The following is a 19,288-nucleotide window of genomic DNA, read 5'->3' on the forward strand; positions in this document are numbered from 1 at the left end:
GGTATTGATGATGAAAAAACTGAACATAGCATTGATCCTGGCCGCATTATGGCTCTCGTCCTGCTCCGACCTGCTGAATACCGAGCCGGAACAGAACATTTCCGACGAAGCGGTGATTGTGGATGAAAAATCGGCCAATACAGCTCTTGTGGGCGTGTATGATGCATTGCAAGGCTATGCGACCTCCAACATAATCGGTGTGGACCTGGCGTCCGACAACGTCGTGAATTACAACAACCAGAACAACCTGGTACCCGACCTGACGCCCAACAATGCTGGCGGCGGTTTTTCGGCCATTTATAAAATGATTAACCAGGCCAATTTTATTATCCACCTCGTTCCCGGTGTGCAGGACGGCTTTTTTACGCAAGAAGAAAGAAACCAGGTGCTGGGCGAAGCGTATTTCCTGCGCGCGTTGGGTTACCTGGATCTGGTGAAAACCTACGGCGGCGTGCAGCTCGTGCTCACACCCGCCACCGGCCCGGATACGCATAAGGGCACCAAGCGGAGCACCGCGGCGGAAACTTACGCGCAAATCGGTGCCGACCTGGACCAGGCCGAGCAGTTGTTGAAAGAAACCGTGAACCGCACCCGCGCCACGCGCTTTTCGGTGTATGCATTGAAAGCGAGGTACTTTACTTACTTGCAAAACTGGGAGCAGGCTGAGATTAATGCATCGAAGGTGATTACAAATACGGGTTTCAAACTGGTCAAGCCTTATTCCGCATTCTTCACCGGAAAAACTACTGAGGAATCAATTTTTGAACTGGTTTACAGCACTTCCGACCGCAATTCATTCTATACCAACTGGCTTTCACCTGCCGACGGCGGCCGGCACGACTATATTCCGGCACGGGAATTCGTAAGCCAGCTGCTCGATCCGTCCAAAGGAGGCGCGCGCAAAAGTTTGCTGAAACAAACCGCCGAAGGCTCATGGGACCTCATTCAATATGGTAAGCCGGACGGTTCTAGTTCCGTATTCATCCTGCGCATTGCCGAGCAGTACCTGATCCGCGCCGAAGCACGGGCCAACAAAGCCACGCCCGACTTCACAGGTGCATTGGCCGATCTGAATACGATCCGCACCCGCTCGGACGTGCCCGCGGCCACACTCACAGTATCGTCAGGCAAGGACGCATTCAACCTGGCGATCCTCGAAGAGCGCCGCCTCGAACTGCCGTTCGAAGGCCACCGCTTCGTGGATGTGGTGCGCACCGGCCGCTCGGCGACGATTTTCGGGGCTATTAATGCCAACCGTAAGAACCAGCAATTCAACATCCTGCCTATTCCGCTCACGGCCATTCAGACCGACGCGGATCTGGTACAAAATCCAGGCTATTAACATTCATTCCTACAAAATATGAGAATCAAACTGATCCTGAACACTGTTTTCGCAGGCATTGCGCTGGCCACGGCGACATTCACAGCCGTGAATGCGCAGACACCCGTAACCGTCAAAAAGAATGCGACCACCCGTCATGGTCCTGAGAAAGGCTCGCTGATCATCATTGGCGGGGGCGGGGCTACGCCCGAAATCTGGAAGCGCTTCGTGCAGCTGGCGGGCGGGAAGGAAAAGGCCAAAATCGTGGTCGTTACCGCCGCAGGCGGCGATTCGGCGGCTTATGATACTAAATCGGTGGACCTGGTAAAACGCGAAACCGGCATTGCCAACGTGACATTGCTGCACACCAACGACCTGAAAGAAGCCAATAGCGAAAAATTTGTTGCGCCCATTCGCGCTGCGACGGGTGTGTACATCGTAGGCGGTCGCCAGTGGCGCATTGCCGACTCTTACCTGAATACATTGACCCACCAGGCATTCCAGGAACTGCTCGATCGCGGCGGCGTGATTTCCGGCACTTCGGCCGGGGCCAGCATTCAGGGTTCTTTCCTTTGGCGGGGCGATACCAAAGGGGCGCATATCCTGGTCGGCGATCATACGCAGGGGCTCGGCTTCCTGAAAAACTCGGTGATCGACCAGCATTTGTTCCGCCGCAACCGCCAGTTCGACCTCGTGGAATTCGTGAAAAATGCGCCGGAACTGATCGGGATCGGGCTGGATGAGGCTACGTCTATTGTGGTGCAAAAGGACACGTTGGAAGTCGTAGGGCGCTCTTATGCGTCCATTTATGACTACAATACCATTATCGGCAGCGGCGCGAAGCATGTGCAGGGCAGCCGCGAGGTTTCGACGGCGAGCAATGGCCCTTTCTTCTTTTTGCACGAAGGGCAGAAGTACGATTTGAAAGAGCGGAAGGTGATCGAGGCACCGAGGAAGGAGCCGGAAGCTCTGTCGGGTAACAGGGGGAGGTAGCAAAAAGGAGGAAAGGGAATATAAAAATTATTAAACCTGACTTGATGAAAAATTATTTAATCAAAAGTCCCCGGTCTGGAAGACCGGGGCAATGGTTTACGTTGCTGGTAATGCTGGGCTGGCTTGCTGGTTCGGCGGCTTTTGCCGGGCCGGGGGAATTGACCGGAAGAGTGACGGACAAGGACGGCTCGGCTTTGCCGGGTGTTAATATTCAAATCAAAGGCACTACACAGGGGACTGTAACGGATACGGAGGGGAATTTCCATATCAATGTGGCGGAAGGGCAGGAGCTGGTGGTGTCGTTTATCGGGTATGTGAGCCAGCAGGTGCGGCCGGGTAACAAAAGCAGTCTTACGGTGAAACTCGATACCGATCAGCGGCAGTTGAACGAGGTGATTGTGGTCGGATACGGCACGCAGGAGCGTAAGAATGTGATCGGCTCCATTGCCAAGGTGGACCCTACCGATGTGAAAAGTATTCCGGTAGGCAGTTTCGATGCCCAGCTGCAAGGAAAAGTCCCCGGCGTGCAGATTACCTCCAACACCGGCGTGCCGGGCGAGGCGGTGACCGTGCGCGTTCGGGGCGCGACATCCATCAATGGCGACAACGACCCGCTGTACGTGATCGACGGTGTGTTTATGAACAGCAACAGTATGCAAACCACCAACACCGGTGGCAAGGCTACTTCACCGATCGCCGATATCAACCCCAACGATATCGAAAGTCTCGAAGTCCTCAAAGACGCCGAGGCGACCGCGTTGTACGGCTCGCGCGGCGCAAACGGGGTCATTATCATCACAACTAAAAGAGGTAAGTTCAACCAGAAAGCCAAAGTGAGCCTGAATGCCTCCTACGGCTGGGCCAAGGCGGCCAAGCTTTGGGACCTGACCACCGGCCCCGAGCACGCGCAATTGGTGAACGAATGGTGGATCAATACCGGCAAAGATACGCCGTCGCTGAACCGTACAGAAGCTAACCGACCGTTCCGCCCTGTTTCGGAGGGCGGCCGCGGATTGCCTGAGGAGCAAAAAACGTATGACCGGCTCGGCGAGATTTTCCAGACCGCGCCATTGCAGAATTACGACTTGTCGGTTTCCGGCGGGACGGCTTCTACCAAATACTATATCGGCGGCGGCTTTACCAAACAGGAATCGATCTTGAAACCGATCACATTCAACCGGGCAAGTTTCAAGGTCAATCTCGACCAGAAGATTTCCGACAAAATCCAGATAGGAGTGAGCAACAGCTTCGCGCGCACGTTCCGCAACCAGGCGCGCGCCGGCGACGGGCCCGCGGGAGGGCTTTTGCAGGCCGCATTGCACACGCCCACCTACCTTTCGCCCACAAATGAAAACGGGGAGCTGGTAGGTCGCGCGGGTTTCGACAATGTGACTTTGCTATTGCAAAACTACGACGTCAAGTCCGTCAGCCTGCGCTACATTGGTAACCTCTACGCCGAGGCCGAGATTTTGCCTAACCTCAAATTCCGCACGAGCTGGGGATTGGATTTTAATAATTATGATGAAAACGAATACTGGAACACGTTCCTGATCACGGGTAGCCCGAATGGCTTTGCTTCCGCGAACAATGGCCAGGCTACGACCTGGCTCAACGAGCAAACGCTTTCCTTCCGACAGAAGCTCGGCGCGAAACATACCTTCGGCATTCTGGTAGGTAACACCATTCAGAGCGATTTGAACACCGGTACCACCGCCACGGGGCGCGGTTTTGCCAATAATTCCTTTAAACTGATTTCTTCGGCGGCTACTACGACGGGTTCGAGCAGCTGGTCGAAGAAAAACCTGGCTTCGTTCTTCTCCCGCGTGGATTACAATTACGGCGGTAAATACCTGCTCGATTTCAGCATTCGGGCCGACGGCTCGTCGAGCTTCGGGGCCGACCGCAAATGGGGCTATTTCCCGTCGGTGGGCGGCGGCTGGCGCGTAAAGCAGGAGGATTTTCTTAAAAATGTGGCAGCTATCAGCGATCTGAAAATCCGTGCGAGCTATGGCGTGACGGGTAATCAGAATGGCCTCGGCAGCTTTGCGGCATTAGGTTTATGGAGCAGCGGATCGTCGTACCAGGGCAATCCGGGCATTGCGCCGCAGCAATTGGCCAACCCCGACCTGCAATGGGAACGTACCAACCAGCTGAATGCAGGTGCCGATATCGCATTCTTCGGTGACCGCCTCGGCGTCGAGTTCAACGTTTACCGCAAATACACCAGCAATGGCCTGCTCTCGCTCACATTGCCCGCTACCACGGGTTTTGCCAACTACCGCAGCAACACGGCCGAAATCAGCAACAAAGGTTTCGAGCTGGCCGTGCGCTCGGTGAATTTCCAGAACAATGCGTTTTCATGGATCACGACATTCAACGTGGCGCGGAATGTGAACAAAATCGAGAAGCTGGAAAACCCGCTCGAATACGGCAGCCGGAGCCTGATTTTGCTCCAACAAGGGCATCCGCTCTACTCTTTCTGGGTTTACAAACAGCTTTACGTAGATTCGCAGACGGGTAACACGGTGTACGAAGATGTGAATAAAGACGGCAAGATCACCGTGGCCGACCGGCAGATCGACGGCAGTATCTGGCCCAAGTTCTTCGGCGGGCTGACCAACTCGGTGACTTACAAAGGCTTTGATATCAATGCATTCCTGGCATTCAGCTACGGCAACAAGGTCTATAACCACAACAAGTTCTTCGGTGAAGGCGGGGGAGCGCGCGACGCGGCACGCGTAATTTTCGCGAGCAATAACGACCGCTGGCAGAAACCGGGCGATGTGACCGACGTGCCCCGGCCCGACGGCGTGAATGTAAACAATTACCGCGACGGCGGCAGCCGCTGGCTGGAAGACGGCTCGTTCGTACGCTTGCGCAACCTCACCGTCGGCTATACCATTCCGGTGCGGCACATCAGCTCGCTCCGCATTTATGCAACGGGCAGCAACCTGTTCACCGTCACCAAATACACCGGCCTCGACCCCGAGTCGAGCGCATCGAGCGCGCAGAACGAGCAGGGGATCGACCTCGGTACACCGCCGCAGCCGCGCAGTTTTCAGCTGGGCGTTAACCTGACATTTTAATGATTGAACCTATGAAAGCATTCAAATATATCCTGCCGCTTTCTCTGCTCATCGGGCTGGATTCCTGCAATAATTTCCTCGATGTGCAGCCCCGCTCGTCCATTTCCGACGACCAGACGATCATCGACAAAGCCTCTGCGGAAACCGCCGTGAATGGCGTGTACGATTCGTTCCGCGGCTATTACAGCATTAATTTCCAGTCGATCGGCTACTTGTCGGGCGATAATATTCAATGGACGGGCTCGCAGTCGCAGATCCAGGAGTTTATCAACCACCGCGTTAATGCCGAAAATTCGACCGTTTCCGCAGTTTGGAGCGGCATTTACGGCACGCTCAACCGCATTAACCACGTCATCGAAAAAGTGCCGAATGTGCAGGACCCGTTGCTGACCCCGGCTTTGAGAAACAAGCTGATCGGCGAGGCCTATTTCCTGCGTGCACTGGCCTATTTCGATCTGGCGCGCATTTGGGGCGGTGTACCGATCGTCACCAAACCGACTGCCACGCCATCCGACAACCGGGGCATCGAGCGCGCCACGCAGGAGCAGGTGTACGCGCAGGTACTGGCGGATTTGAATGCCGCCGAGCCACTGCTCCCTGCTACTACCGATAGGTTCCGCGCCACGCAGAAGACTGTCTGGGCATTGAAGGCACGGTATTATTTGTATCAGAAGGATTATGCGAAAGCCGAAGAATATGCATCCAAAGTGATTGCCGATGCGGCTAACTACAAGCTGGTGACGCCTTACAATGCATTCTTCGCCAACGACGCCAGAGGCACTACCGAGTCGGTTTTCGAGATATTTTACAGTGTTAACGAAACGAACGGCCATCGGGGCCAGTGGCAGCCGCAAGAGAAAGGTGGCACCCGCCAATGGGCACCGAACGACGCATTCGTGGCATTGGTGAACGACCCGGAGATCGGCGGTAACCGCAATACCCTTGTCGCCAAAGACAACCAGGGCCGCTGGTACGGCAATATGTACTACCGCAGCCCGGCCACCGACCCGACTTTCGTGATCCGCATTGCCGAGCTCTACCTCATACGTGCCGAGGCGCGTGCGCAAACGGGCGCGCTCACAGGCGCGCTCGCGGACCTGAACGCGATCCGCGAACGCGCAGGTATCGCCAAAAGTACCGCTGCCACATCAGACCAGTTGCTGCTTGCTATCGAAAACGAACGCCGGATCGAATTTGCATTGGAGCCGCACCGCTGGTTCGATCTGGTGCGCACCGGGCGAGCCGATAAGGTGCTTAATGTGACCGATCCGAACCGTTTGCTATTGCCCATTCCAGCAGAGCAACTACTGATCGACAAGGCTTTGAAACAAAATCCCGGCTACTAATCCCTGAACCTTATGCCACAGAACCCCATTCACCAGCATCCCGCCGCGGCGGCATTGCAAGGTGCGCCGTTAAGCGCCACTGCGGATCGGACGACCACGCCAGAGCTGGAAAGGCCCGGAGCGTGGAGCCCGATCGAAAAGGTGCTTTTCCGCATTGCATTCATTTATTTCGTGATTCAAAGCATTCCGCTCGACTGGAAATACTTCCGGCGGGTGTTCCAGATTAACTGGTTGAATCTGACCTACGGCGATATTTTCGACCTGGCGCGCTACCAGCCGCGCTTTTTCGGCGGGCAGGACACATTCCTTAACTGGCTCGTGGTGCTGGTGATCGCCATCATCGGAGCGGTGATATGGGGCAACCGCGACAAGGATCGCCGCGATTATAACCAGCTTTACTACTGGCTCCGCGTGATTGTCCGCTACCGGCTGGCGGCCGGGCTGATTGCTTATGGTTTTATCAAATTTTACCCATTGCAGGCGCCGGAACCGTCGCTCAGTAACCTGAATACCGCTTATGGTGATCTCAGCGCCTGGAAACTGTTCGCTTTGAGCCTGGGTGTGGTACCGAATTACGAGTCGTTTTTGGGATTGGTAGAGCTCGCAGGCGGGCTGTTATTGCTCCACAGGAAAACCACAACCATTGCAACGCTGATTATCATTCCGTTTACCGGCAATGTGTTTTTCTCCAACCTGGCTTACGAGGGCGGCGAGTATGTGTACAGTTTTTACCTGATCGTGCTGGCATTGTTCCTTTTCGCATTCGACGCCAACCGGCTTTTCCGGCTTTTTGCATTGGAAAAACCCACCATACCCAACCTTTTTAAGCCCGATTTCAGCGACTCGCGGCTGAAATTTGGCCGGGTCGCACTGAAAGCGGTTTTTGTGCTGTTTTTCGTGGTGGTTTACGGTTCCAAAACTTACGCGGGTTATCATTCGAATCCTTACCAGTATCCGACAAAAGCAGGTTTACCTGATGCTGCGGGGATCTATAATGTGGAACAATTTGTGATCAATGGCGATACGCTGGCCTACTCGCCACTTGATTCGGTGCGCTGGAAAGATGTGGTGTTCGAAAAATGGGCCACGCTCAGTATCCGCGCCGCGCGCCCGCAGGTGATCGACTCTACCAATGTCGAACAGATCCATTTCGACGATGCCAAGCGCAACTTCGAATTTGCAGGCTCGGGCGGGCGTAACTACTATGGTTACGAGTTGGATGAAAATGCAAAGACTTTGAAACTGACCAACAAAGTGAATGCTTCCGACCAGTTTGCACTGCATTACAGCCGTCCGGACAGCGTTACGATCCGGCTTTCGGGTGTCAGCAATGGCCGCGATTCTTTACAGGTGGTTTTGAAAAAAATCAATAAAAAATACCTGTTCCAGGAAGTGAAAAAGGTAGGACGCAGGGGTGAATTCAAATTGTAATCTAAAAACTTTCAAGATATGTCAACGATCAGAACAAACGCAGATGATCTGACGCTCACGGGTGCAGCACCGGTCGAAGAATCCGTAAACGGCGAAGGTACTCGGCGAAGCTGGCCCGAATGGCAGAAAATCCTTTTCCGTATCGCATTCGTGTTTTTCCTGGCGATGTCCATTCCCAACAGCGCCGGCTGGTACACCGACCTGGTCACATTCGATTGGACGCGCCTGCATTATCGCGACGTGTACGACATCGCGCGCTTTGGTTCGGGCCTCGATCTGTTCGGTAAATCCATTTTTGGCAGTCAGCTCGAAGGTTATGCGACCTGGATCATCACTGCATTGGCTGCCATCGCAGTCGGGTTGATATGGACGGTCATTGTAAAAGCCATCAAGCGCGAGCCAAGGGAGTATAACCTGCTTTATTACTGGCTCCGCGTGGTGGTGCGCTACCGGGCTGGTATTGGCATCATTGGTTTCGGGTACACCAAACTGATGCCTACCCAAATGCCTTACCCTTCGTACGGGCTGCTGAATACCAATTTCGGGGACTTTACATTGCAGAAGATTTATTGGCTCTCAGTCGGGATTGTACCCTGGTACCAGGTATTTGCGGGCGTGGTAGAGCTGACGGCCGGGATATTGCTCTTTTTTCGCGGCACCACCACGCTGGGCGCTATCCTGCTGCTGGGTGCGTTGGGGGATATTGTGTATGTTAATTTCGCCTACGACGGCGGTGTGCACGTGTACAGCTCTTACTTTGTGCTGCTGGCGGCGTTTTTGCTCATTAAGGATATTCCAAAATTCTGGAACCTGCTGATTCTGGAACGCTTTACCGTTCCTAACAGCTACTATCCTGCATTCAGCGAAAAGTGGCAACAATATGTGCGCTATGGCCTGAAAGCATTCGTTTTTGGCCTGTTTGTGTTCTATTTGTTTTGGTTGCAATATGTCAATTTCAAATATGACCCTTACAAACAGCCTTCCACAGCGGGCATTAAAGTGCTCCGGGGCAACTACAATGTAACGGAATTCAAAATCAACAACCGGGAAATTTCCTACTCGCCGACTGATACGGTAAGATGGCAATGGGCGACGTTCGAAAACTGGACTACACTGACTTTTAAAGTAAACAAACCCACCCCGCTCGACCTGTCTAACGGCGGCGGGGCGCCCATGCGCGACCTTGGGCGTACCTTCGAGCTCACCGGCACGGGCGGCGGCCAGCGCGTGTTCCATTACCTGGCCGATACGGTCGAACACACTTTGTATTTGCAGGATAAATATGTGAAAGGAGGACCGCGCGACGGTGTTGGTCAGTTGCAACAGCGCGAGGCACGCCAGGGACAGGCCGGGGCAGGTGGGGAAGGTGGACAACCACAACGGCGCGGCGAAGGAACTGGCGGGCGTGATGGAAATGGCGGCAACTGGATCAGCAAAGCGGCATTGGCCAGGATAGGCGACGAGAACAAGATGATCGACCCGCTCGGCCAGTCGGCCCGCCGCGACCGCGAGTTCGCTGCCAAACCGCGTCGCGGAAAACGCAACCGCATGATCCTCAAATACTCAACCACAGACGGATCTCGGGTTATCCTCAGAGGAGTTAACGAGAAAAAAGATTCAATATATGTAGTCCTGGACCGTGTCGAAAGACCGTACGTTTTGGCTAAAAGCACGCTCAATGCAGGGAAATACAACTAAGATTATGGGCAGCATGGTGGTGTTTGCCATGCTGTCGGCTATGAATCCAAAAGTCAGCCAGCAACGCACCGCGTGGCGACGCCCGGCGTGGCAACGCCCGGACCCGTTGCTGGCTGATACCCTTTCACAGCCTGGCCATTTTAGTTTCGGCCGGCCGGTCACCGAAGAGGAGATCGCCGCGCTGGATATCGATGTCCGGCCCGACGGCAGAGGCCTGCCGAAAGGCGAAGGCAATGCTACGGAAGGTAAGGTCATTTATGCATTAAAATGCGCAGGCTGCCATGGCGCCACTGGCACCGAAGGCCCGAACGACCGGCTCGTGGTTGGCGATACCACCCAGGGACAGGCAAGGCGGATCAAGGCCATTGGAAACTATTGGCCCTATGCGACGACCGTTTTCGATTACATCCGACGCGCCATGCCTTTCAACCAGCCCGGCTCGCTGACCGAAAGGGAAGTGTACAGCCTCACCGCCTACCTGCTCCACGCGAATGGTCTGTGGAACGAGAAGGACGCTTTGAATGCTAAAAACCTTCCCAAAATCAAAATGCCTGCCCGCGACAAGTTCGTCCCGGACGATCGCAAGGATGGCCCCGAAATCAGATAGTCATGCAACAATCTCACGATAAAAGGACTTTAATCACTTCCGGCAAAATGAGCCGCCGCAGCCTGCTCGCTGGTGCCGCAGCGGCTTCTGTTGTTTTGGTACAAACCGCCAGCGGCAAAGCATTCCAGGCTGCATTGACTGCTTCGGAACTGGCCGACGATCCCACCAAAGTTCCGGGCATACCGCCGGGTGTACTCGGCACCCGGTCGCCTTTTGAAAAACCTGTCAAAACCCCTTCCGACACTTCCTCGCGCACGCCTTTGCAGGACCTGCACGGCATCATCACGCCCTCGGACCTGCATTACGAGCGCCACCACGGCGGCGTACCGGCCATAGACCCCACCAAACACGAGTTGGTCATTCATGGCATGGTCGATAAGCCTATGGTTTTTACATTGGCCGATTTGAAACGCTTCCCATCGGTTTCCCGCATTGCATTTCTGGAATGCTCGGGCAACTACCGGGGCGCGAACGACGGCAAAATCCGCCCGCAGGAAATCTGCGGCCTCACCAGCCAGAGCGAATGGACAGGCGTGGCGTTATCGACGCTTTTCCGTGAGGTAGGTGTTAGTCCGAAAGCGACCTGGTTTTTGGCCGAGGGCGGCGACGCCGCCGTAATGACCCGAAGCGTGCCCGTTCACAAAGGCTGGGACGACGCGATTATCGCTTATGCGCAAAACGGCGAGGCTATCCGTCCCGAGCAGGGCTATCCCGTGCGCCTTTTCCTGCCCGGATGGGAGGGTAATGCCAACGTAAAATGGCTCCGCCGGATCGAGCTCGGCGACGCGCCGTTCATGACCCGCGAAGAGACTTCCAAATACACCGAGGCGGTAGGAGGCGGCAAGATTCGCCAGTTCAGCTTTACTATGGACGCCCGTTCGATCATTACCTATCCTTCCTATCCAGTCAAAGTCGAAAAAGGCTGGATCGAAATCCGGGGAATTGCGTGGAGCGGCCGGGGAAAAGTAACCCGCGTGGAAGTGAGTACTGACGTCGGTAAAACCTGGCAAAACGCTACCTTGCAGGAGCCCGTGCTCGACAAGGCCATTGTCGCATTCCGTTACCTGTGGAATTGGGACGGCAGTTCTACCGAGATCATGAGCCGCGCGGTGGATGAAACCGGGTATGCGCAGCCGTTTTTAAAACAATTACTCGCAGCACGCGGCGGGAATATGGGTTACCATTTCAACCCGGTTACGGCGTGGTACTTGCAGGGGGACGGGCAGGTATTGTTTAAAGCTACGTAGCTTTGTTATTTTCTTTTCCATTTTAGCAAACGCGGCGCGTAAGAGATCATCAGGTAGCTCCAAATGGGAGTTTTACCGGCATCGGGTACTTTTTGAAGCAGTTCCATTCGCTCGTTGGCGATAGTAAATGAAAAACCGTAGATGATTTCCAGGTTTCTGACTGACTTGTAGTTGAGTGAAAGGTCACTTTCAAAGCCCAGATAGGTGCCTTCGAGCCGGTCGTTTTCCTTCGCGGGCGAGAATTGGGAATAAAACAGATGTGCATCCGCCCGTAATGAGAGCTTTTTACTCATTTGCCTGATCACGAACAGGTAAGGATTGACCAATCCCTTGTCGCCCACGTCGGTGGGAAAGCGCGTAAAGAGGTTCATGTTTCCCATGAATTTCCAGGCCACCCCGTAAAGTGGTACAAACGAATGTGTCTTGCCAGTAGGTATTGAGGATTTGTTGCCACTCAGGATTTCGGCCCCAAGCCGGAAAGTGGTTCCCGCCACTGTCGTACTCACTTCGGGTTGAATGTAATAGGCACCGATCCTTTTCATGGTGGCTGTTCGGCCATATTGGTAATAGGCATTCATTGTACTGTAAAGCCAGCCGTACGCATATTCGATCCGACCGCCATTGGTGATCCGGTGGTAATGTTGCGCTTCGGCATCCGGCTTTTCGAAGACGTCCATTGCATTGATGGTTGTCAGCGTCCACGAATTTTTGAATTTGTATTTGAGATGATGGAGGACGAGCATTTTGTATTGATGCGAAGCCACCGAAGAATAGGCCGCATCGAATGTAGTACCGTAAGGCCGGGTAAATGCGACCATCAGATCGGTGCTTAGCTTGCCGTTGTAAAATATCCTTACACCTTCATGCGCGCGACTCTGCTGGCTCCAAGGCGCAGCGGAAAACAGCCGCCCATTATCCAGCGACAGTGCCTGCCGCCCTATACGTACCGACCAATTTTTGCCGATCGCAGGCTCGGCGTAGAGCTCGAAAGCATTGATACTCCCAACGCGCGAAAACTTACCCGTCTCTCTCCAAACGTGGATTTCCTGCGGGGAGGCGTGCAATTTTAGCCATTTGTGCCGGTAAGTGATACTGAGCCGGTTTCGCTGCGTTACATAAAGCCGCGGCATGACCGAATCGGCCGGTGTCCACATAAAATTATCGCGATACTCTGTGCGCGGCCGGACCTCAAAATCAACGGTAAGCTCCCGGTTGACTGAATCCGCAGACTGCGCTTGCACCCGGAAAAACAATAATAGAAACCAGCCAAGTAATTTTAGATAACGCACAGAAGGGTGGGGTGCAAAGCACGTTTAGCTTTGCAAAAGTACCGGTTCTATTTTAAACTATTAGTATAATAGATTAAATAGTTTGTTAAGGTTCTCCAATGTTGCGGGCCAGATCTGGATTTCATTTGTTACATTGTTACGGTACTTTTTTTCGACGGCCTAATGTGGACCGGAGGCCAGCGGTCAACTGCCGGCGGCCATATTTTTACAAAAGCTACGAACTGGTCGAAAAATCCTTTTGGCTTTGGATCTGACGGATATTCTGACGTAACAGTGATTCACTTTTTACGCCAACGCCCAAAAAGGGATGAAAAAATTACCGCCGATAAATCACTAGAGATATGGAAGCGAATGATCTGCTTCATTGTGATTGGAGTTTTTTTAATATTTGCGCTAGGTAATAGTGCAAGCTGTATGAAATGGATAACGCGGGAGCGCCCGAAAATAGACCGGATTGCCTGTCCATGGCTGATCAGAAGGTTCATAGACCCGTAGGCAGTATTCTACTATGTACTTTTCAAAGAGGTACTGACCAAAGCGACCGAGCTGGATGCAACACCGTTTGACATTCCAGGAGTCGAATTTACGCATTATGAGGACCGCTGCACATTCGATTACCTGATCGAAAAATTTAATATCGATGACGCCGCCGTAAGGGACATGGCCGTCATCGTGCGTGGGGCGGACACGGATGTACACGCCTTAGCCGTGCAAAGCTCCGGACTTTGGGCAATTTCGGCCGGCCTCAGTTACAATATCACCGACGATTATGAACTTCTCGAAAAGGGGATGCTGATTTACGACGCGCTTTACAGCTGGGCCAAACACTTACAAAAACAAAAGCGCACACAAAGTCCGACTGAAAAGCTATTGCTGGAAGTGTTCAATGCGTATATCCGCGAAAAGTCATCTCCGAAAGGAAAAGCGCCGGAATGGGCCAGGCAATTGAAAGAGATTCAGGATCAGATTGATACAAACCTGAATTTAAGTCTGAAAGAAGTAGCGGCGGGGCTAGACATGAACCCTGCATATGTTTCGCGGGAATTCTCCAAATATTTCAGTGACCTGTCGTTTGGAGACTATATCAGAAAGCTTCGCATTGAGAAGGCTATCGAGCTGCTCGGTGATACCTCAAACAGTTTGGCAGAGATTGCTTACCTGACAGGTTTTTCTGATCAGAGTCATTTCAACCGCATTTTTAAGTAGTACACTGGTCAGAATCCGTCGGTTTTTAGAAAATCTTTGGCCCAAAAGTAAAGTCCGTACAAGCGGGTTATTTCTGTTCTATTTTTTAGGTAATGGGTTTAATAGTATTGCACTGTCAACCACATTATTTCAAAAATGGAAAACCAAAAACTGATTTCGAGAAGAACATGGCTCGGTGCAACATCGATGGCAGGAGCAGCCGGACTAACCGGACTTTATGCCACGGCAAGCAGCAGCGCTCCGTTGAAAACACCACCGCTGTCTGCCGAAGAGATTGCGGCAATCGAAAGTGCAATCGGCAAAAAAGGTACTTATAATGAAGCTCAGGCCGTGCACACGATCGCCCTGCCGAGAAACGACCTTAAAATCGCAATCAAATCAGAGGGCGTTCCCATTTCGTTCGGATTTGGCGGGTGGGTTTCGATCAAAAAAACGGTGGATGGAAAGTCGGCTGTATTGATGAGCGATACAGTGCTACTTCAAGAGGAAGTTAATCCATTGATTTCCGCCGCGCAGGCAGCTGGCTTGGAAGTCGGGGCAATCCATAATCACTTTTTCTACGAAGAACCGCGCATATTTTACATGCATTTCCACGGAATGGGAAGTCCTGCGGAACTTGCTAAAAAGTTTGCACTGGCCATAAAGGATGCCAAAATTGCACCGGCTAACCAGCCGGCTCCGTCAACTCCCGCGTCGCAAACGGCCAAAGAGATTTTTGATTTAAGCGCCCTGGACGCTATCGTCAAATATACAGGGGTAGTGAACGGGCCAACTTACAAGTATACGGTCGGCCGCCAGGATCTGACCATCATGTCCATGGGCGCGGAAATGACGGCTGCGATCGGATTGAACTCATGGGCAAGCTTCGCCGGTACAAAGACGAATGCACACATCGCAGGCGATATCGCGATGCTTGGTCATGAAGTGAACACGGTGATTAAAGTGCTGCGTGACCATAAGCTGGAAGTAGTAGCCGTCCATAATCATATGCTCGACGAAGATCCACGGATGATATTTTTGCACTACTACGGAAAAGGCGCTGCGGAAGAGCTCGCCAAGGGCTTCCGCGCCGCTCTTGATGTCCTTGGTAAAACGCCTCATGGATCGCATTCCAATCACTGACGATGAAATGGATAACCCGCGAGCGGCCTAAAATAGACCGGATTGCCTGTCCTTGGCTGATCAAAAACTTTATCGATCCGGGTGCCGAATTTTTATACGTTCCCAAAGATCGGGTATTTGAACTTGCAAGTCGGCTGGAAGCAATTCCGTACGACATTCCTGGTGCCGAGTATTCGCACTATGGCGATCAATGCACGTTCGATTACTTTGTTTCCAAGCATGGTATAACCGATCCTTCGGTGCTGCAAATCGCCACAATTGTCAGGGCAGCCGATACGGACCGTTTCGAGATAGCTCCGCAGGCCGCAGGCCTGTGGGCTATCTCGGCCGGACTATCCTACACAATTCAGGACGACCACCAAATGCTGGAAGTCGGTCTGAAGGTCTACGACGCGCTTTACGCATGGGCAAGACACCTTCAAAATGAAAAGCATACATGGAAACCTTAACATCTCCAAAAACAGCACAGTACAGCTTAACAGAGCTAGTGAAGTATTTTCTTAAACTTGGAACGCTCGGTTTTGGCGGGCCGGTGGCCTTGATCGGGTATATGCACCGAGACCTGGTGGAAGACTGCAAATGGATTACAGAGGACGAGTACCGGGAAGGTTTGGCACTCGCGCAACTCGCGCCTGGTCCCCTCGCTGCGCAGCTCGGTATTTACTTAGGCTGTGTACATTACGGAGTTTGGGGGGCAACGCTTACCGGTCTGGCCTTCGTGCTCCCTTCGTTTGTCATGGTTGTGTTGCTTGGAATGGCCTACAAGCTTTATGGCGGCCTTGCCTGGATGCAATCGGTATGGAGTGGGCTCGGCTGTCATCGGTATCATCACTTTGAGCTGCTGCAAGCTCACCATCAAGTCCGTCAGCAAATTAGAAATACAGGCCATTAAAAGCCGATGGCCCTTATGGCTGTTCTTCATTGTCATGGCGGTTGTGACTGCTATAACCCAGCAGGAAGAAGTATGGCTATTCATCATTCTTGGGCTGGTTTATATGATTATCAAAGCGCCGCCAAAATGGATCAAAAAGCCGACTACATCATTGTCTGTGGTTTTGGTGACTGCAACAGGTTTCTGGGATTTTGACGCCGATAAGCTCTGGCAGCTTGGAGCATTTTTTACAGAAGCCGGTGCATTTGTCTTCGGCAGTGGGCTGGTCATTATTCCGTTCTTACAAGCTGGTGTTGTTGGCGAAATGGGTTGGCTTAACGAGCAGCAATTTTTGGACTCGGTGGCAGTAGCAATGATTACACACCCGGCCCTGTCGTCATCACTGTCGGGTTTATCGGCTTTCTAATATCAGGGTTTGCAGGGGCGAGTGTAGCGGCGCTGGGTGTGTTCTTACCGTGCTTTGTATTTACCATATTGCCTGCACCGTATTTTAAAAAAATATCTAAAAATGAAAGCATCAAGGCATTTGTAGACGGCATTACTGCAGCTGTTGTGGGCGCGTTGGTCGGGTCGGTGTTTGTCATCGCTACCCGCTCGATTACCGACATCACATCAGCCCTTATCGCATTGGCATCCATTCTCGGGTTGATCTACATCAAGAAGCTGCAAGAGCCTTATATCATTTTAGCTGCCGCCATTATCGGCTATTGTCTTAAAACTTACTTGTAAACCAGTTAATCTATGCTCAACAAGTACCTTTTCGCACTCACTTTACTGTTTGCAATTCCGGCTGTTGCCCAAAAGCAGGTCAACAAACAGAGCGGCGTGTGGGTGGGTTATTTCAATCAGACAAGGCTTACCGGGAAATGGGGTATTTGGCTCGACCTCCATGCCAGGCGCACCGAATTTTTGGACAGGTGGTCAACGCAGATTATCCGGCCCGGGATAACCTATTATGCAAATGACCACCTGCGCTTCACGCTCGGATATGCCTATGCAAGAAGCTACCCTGCGGCAGGCCTTCACACCGTGCGCCCTGAAAACAGGCTATGGCAACAGGTACTTTGGACGAGCAGGCAAAAGCGGCTGCAAACACAACAGTGGATTCGTGTGGAAGAACGTTTTAACAGAAAGATTGCGAACGACCAGCTTCAAGACGGACATAACTTCAACTTCCGCTTCCGTTACCTTTTGAATCTGATGGTGCCGTTAAATCGCGACTTTATTGAGCCCAATACACTTTTCTTCGCTTTCAATGACGAGATCCATATCAATGCGGGAAAAGAGATTACCTACAATGTTTTCGATCAAAACCGATTGTTTTTCGGGCTAGGTTATCAGTTCACGAGAGGCTTGAATGTTCAGGTGGGCTACATGAACCAGTTCCAGCAGCTGCCGGCTGGTAACCGTTTTAATAGCAACAACGTGCTACGAATTTTCGCATTCCATAACCTGGATTTTCGTCCCAAAAGTAAGTAGGTATATCTTACGTGTACCGTTGTGCATTTTTGAAATGCGTCAACTTGCTCCGTAATACACTCGCATTGCAAACAGGTAGGCCAAAAGCAGAATCCCTCCACACCAGGCCAGAGCAAGCCCAAGCTGATCGCCTGCCGGCTGATTGGCGAGTAATGCGCGGATCGTCTCGACAACCGGGGTCACAGGCTGGTTTTCCGCAAACACGCGGACAGCCGGCGGCATGGTGGCAGTAGGCACAAATGCCGAGCTGATCAACGGCAGAAAATGGATCGGATAAGCGATCGCGGCCGCGCCGTCCACCGATTTGGCGGACAAGCCGGCTATCGCAGCGATCCAGGTCAATGTCAAGGTAAACAATGCCAGCACGCCTGCCACGCCCAACCATTCGATCACCCCCGCCGAGGAGCGGAAGCCCATGAGCAGCGCTACCAGGACGATGATAAAAAGAGAAAGCATATTGGACACGAGGGAGGTCAATACATGTCCCCATAATGCGGCCGAACGAGCAATGGGCATCGAATGAAACCGTTCGAATATGCCTTTTTGCATATCTAGAAATAGTCGGTAGGAAGTATACCCGATGCTGTTGGCAACGGCGATGAGCAGGATACCCGGCAGCAGATAGTTGACGTAGTTGTCTGTCCCGGTTTGGATCGCGCCGCCGAGCACGTATACGAATAGCAGCATCATCGCGATGGGCATCAGCGTGACGGTGATGATCGTATCCATGCTGCGGAAGACGTGCCGCAGCGAACGGCCCAGCATAACGGCCGTGTCTGCAAAAAAATAGGTTCTTGTAGCTTCCATTTTATTTTTCCTGGTTAGCGCCGACGATAGCCAGGAAAATTTCTTCCAGGCTCGGCTGTTTTTCGATGTATTCTACTGTCGCGGGCGGGAACAGGTTTTTCAGTTCCGCAAGCGTGCCGCCGGCGATAATTTTTCCTTTGTCAAGAATAGCGATCCTGTCGGCGAGCTGTTCGGCTTCTTCCAGGTATTGGGTAGTAAGAAACACGGTGGTGCCATTGGCGGCCAGTTCTTTGATGATTCTCCAAACCTCGATCCGGGCCTCCGGGTCGAGACCGGTGGTGGGCTCGTCCAGAAATACGAGCTCGGCATTGCCCACCAGGCTCATTGCGATATCGAGCCTCCGGCGCATACCGCCCGAGTAGGTGGAGGCCAGCCTGCCCGCGGCTTCGCCAAGGCCAAAACGGCCTAACAGATCGTCGGCGATTTGGCGAGGGTTTCGAAGATGCCGCAGCCTGGCTATCAGGACCAGGTTCTCGCGCCCGGTAAGCATTTCATCCACGGCGGCAAACTGGCCCGTCAGGCTGATTGCCTGGCGGACCTGACCGGGATTCGTCGTAACATCGAACCCATTTACGATCGCCTTCCCGCAATCGGGTTTGAGCAGCGTAGTCAGGACTTTAACGATCGTGGTTTTCCCTGAACCATTGGTGCCGAGCAAGGCAAAAATATTTCCCTTTTCTACCTCGAAATCCACGCCTTTGAGCACATGAAGCCCTTTGAAGGACTTTTGCAGCCCTTCAACTTGTATTGCCGGTTTTTGCATG

At 52.8% G+C, this 19,288-nt stretch carries 18 protein-coding genes and 1 pseudogene; 16 read left to right on the forward strand and 3 right to left on the reverse strand.

All coding sequences use genetic code 11. From position 1 onward, the window contains the following. The first annotated feature begins 10 nt into the window (after positions 1-10). The 8 genes from AAHB90_RS07565 to soxC are packed head-to-tail and all read left to right on the forward strand — an operon-like array spanning position 11 to position 11,729. Positions 11-1,342, forward strand: coding sequence for a RagB/SusD family nutrient uptake outer membrane protein (locus AAHB90_RS07565; RefSeq protein WP_342084327.1), 1,332 nt, complete (start codon positions 11-13; stop codon positions 1,340-1,342). 18 nt (positions 1,343-1,360) lie between these two features. After that, entirely contained in the window at positions 1,361-2,314 is a 954-nt protein-coding gene (locus tag AAHB90_RS07570; RefSeq protein ID WP_342084328.1) for a cyanophycinase, read from the forward strand. Between the two features lie 44 nt (positions 2,315-2,358). Then, on the forward strand, positions 2,359-5,400 hold the full coding sequence (locus AAHB90_RS07575; protein ID WP_342084329.1) for a SusC/RagA family TonB-linked outer membrane protein: 3,042 nt from the start codon (positions 2,359-2,361) through the stop codon (positions 5,398-5,400). An 11-nt stretch (positions 5,401-5,411) separates the two neighbouring features. Further along, positions 5,412-6,746: a RagB/SusD family nutrient uptake outer membrane protein gene (locus AAHB90_RS07580; RefSeq protein ID WP_342084330.1), complete on the forward strand. Its 1,335-nt coding sequence runs from the start codon at positions 5,412-5,414 to the stop codon at positions 6,744-6,746. Between the two features lie 12 nt (positions 6,747-6,758). Next, a complete protein-coding gene (locus AAHB90_RS07585) occupies positions 6,759-8,177 on the forward strand; it encodes a DoxX family protein (RefSeq protein WP_342084331.1) in 1,419 nt (472 codons plus the stop codon). An 18-nt stretch (positions 8,178-8,195) separates the two neighbouring features. Beyond that, positions 8,196-9,875 carry a hypothetical protein gene (locus AAHB90_RS07590; RefSeq protein WP_342084332.1) on the forward strand — a complete coding sequence of 560 codons (1,680 nt, stop codon included), beginning with the start codon at positions 8,196-8,198 and terminating at the stop codon, positions 9,873-9,875. After that, positions 9,856-10,482, forward strand: a complete 627-nt coding sequence (locus tag AAHB90_RS07595) for a c-type cytochrome (protein WP_342084333.1) — start codon at positions 9,856-9,858, stop codon at positions 10,480-10,482. The genes AAHB90_RS07590 and AAHB90_RS07595 overlap by 20 nt, the downstream gene beginning before the upstream one ends. A 2-nt stretch (positions 10,483-10,484) precedes the next feature. After that, positions 10,485-11,729 (forward strand): sulfite dehydrogenase, encoded by a 1,245-nt coding sequence (gene soxC / locus AAHB90_RS07600; RefSeq protein WP_342084334.1) that lies wholly within the window; start codon positions 10,485-10,487, stop codon positions 11,727-11,729. A 5-nt stretch (positions 11,730-11,734) separates the two neighbouring features. On the opposite strand, the gene AAHB90_RS07605 is transcribed toward soxC, so the two are convergent. Continuing rightward, positions 11,735-13,018, reverse strand: coding sequence for an alginate export family protein (locus AAHB90_RS07605; protein ID WP_342084335.1), 1,284 nt, complete (start codon positions 13,016-13,018; stop codon positions 11,735-11,737). Between the two features lie 414 nt (positions 13,019-13,432). On the opposite strand from AAHB90_RS07605, the pseudogene AAHB90_RS07610 reads away from it, so the two are divergent. The 8 genes and pseudogenes from AAHB90_RS07610 to AAHB90_RS07645 all read left to right on the forward strand — a co-directional run. Next, positions 13,433-13,777: pseudogene (locus AAHB90_RS07610) on the forward strand (chromate resistance protein ChrB domain-containing protein); the annotation flags it as partial. A 258-nt stretch (positions 13,778-14,035) separates the two neighbouring features. Next, positions 14,036-14,224, forward strand: a complete 189-nt coding sequence (locus AAHB90_RS32755; RefSeq protein WP_446717887.1) for a helix-turn-helix domain-containing protein — start codon at positions 14,036-14,038, stop codon at positions 14,222-14,224. Positions 14,225-14,359: 135 nt separating this feature from the next. Then, the gene (locus AAHB90_RS07620; RefSeq protein ID WP_342084336.1) at positions 14,360-15,346 is read left to right on the forward strand and encodes a DUF1259 domain-containing protein; all 987 of its coding nucleotides are present in this window, start codon (positions 14,360-14,362) and stop codon (positions 15,344-15,346) included. A gap of 2 nt (positions 15,347-15,348) precedes the next feature. Further along, positions 15,349-15,795: a chromate resistance protein ChrB domain-containing protein gene (locus tag AAHB90_RS07625; RefSeq protein ID WP_342084337.1), complete on the forward strand. Its 447-nt coding sequence runs from the start codon at positions 15,349-15,351 to the stop codon at positions 15,793-15,795. A gap of 38 nt (positions 15,796-15,833) precedes the next feature. Beyond that, entirely contained in the window at positions 15,834-16,238 is a 405-nt protein-coding gene (locus AAHB90_RS07630) for a chromate transporter (RefSeq protein WP_342084338.1), read from the forward strand. A gap of 34 nt (positions 16,239-16,272) precedes the next feature. Further along, positions 16,273-16,644 carry a chromate transporter gene (locus AAHB90_RS07635; RefSeq protein ID WP_342084339.1) on the forward strand — a complete coding sequence of 124 codons (372 nt, stop codon included), beginning with the start codon at positions 16,273-16,275 and terminating at the stop codon, positions 16,642-16,644. Then, positions 16,644-16,967: a chromate transporter gene (locus AAHB90_RS07640; protein WP_342084405.1), complete on the forward strand. Its 324-nt coding sequence runs from the start codon at positions 16,644-16,646 to the stop codon at positions 16,965-16,967. The genes AAHB90_RS07635 and AAHB90_RS07640 overlap by 1 nt, the downstream gene beginning before the upstream one ends. 12 nt (positions 16,968-16,979) lie before the next feature. Further along, positions 16,980-17,717: a DUF2490 domain-containing protein gene (locus AAHB90_RS07645; protein WP_342084340.1), complete on the forward strand. Its 738-nt coding sequence runs from the start codon at positions 16,980-16,982 to the stop codon at positions 17,715-17,717. Positions 17,718-17,756: 39 nt separating this feature from the next. On the opposite strand, the gene AAHB90_RS07650 is transcribed toward AAHB90_RS07645, so the two are convergent. Together AAHB90_RS07650 and AAHB90_RS07655 are read right to left on the reverse strand one after the other, a co-directional pair. After that, complete coding sequence (locus AAHB90_RS07650) at positions 17,757-18,524, reverse strand: ABC transporter permease (RefSeq protein ID WP_342084341.1); 768 nt, start codon at positions 18,522-18,524, stop codon at positions 17,757-17,759. A gap of 1 nt (position 18,525) precedes the next feature. Next, on the reverse strand, positions 18,526-19,287 hold the full coding sequence (locus tag AAHB90_RS07655; protein WP_342084342.1) for an ABC transporter ATP-binding protein: 762 nt from the start codon (positions 19,285-19,287) through the stop codon (positions 18,526-18,528). Position 19,288: the final 1 nt, after the last annotated feature.

It is taken from the genome of Dyadobacter sp. OTU695 (genome assembly GCF_038440355.1).
Classification (GTDB): domain Bacteria; phylum Bacteroidota; class Bacteroidia; order Cytophagales; family Spirosomataceae; genus Dyadobacter.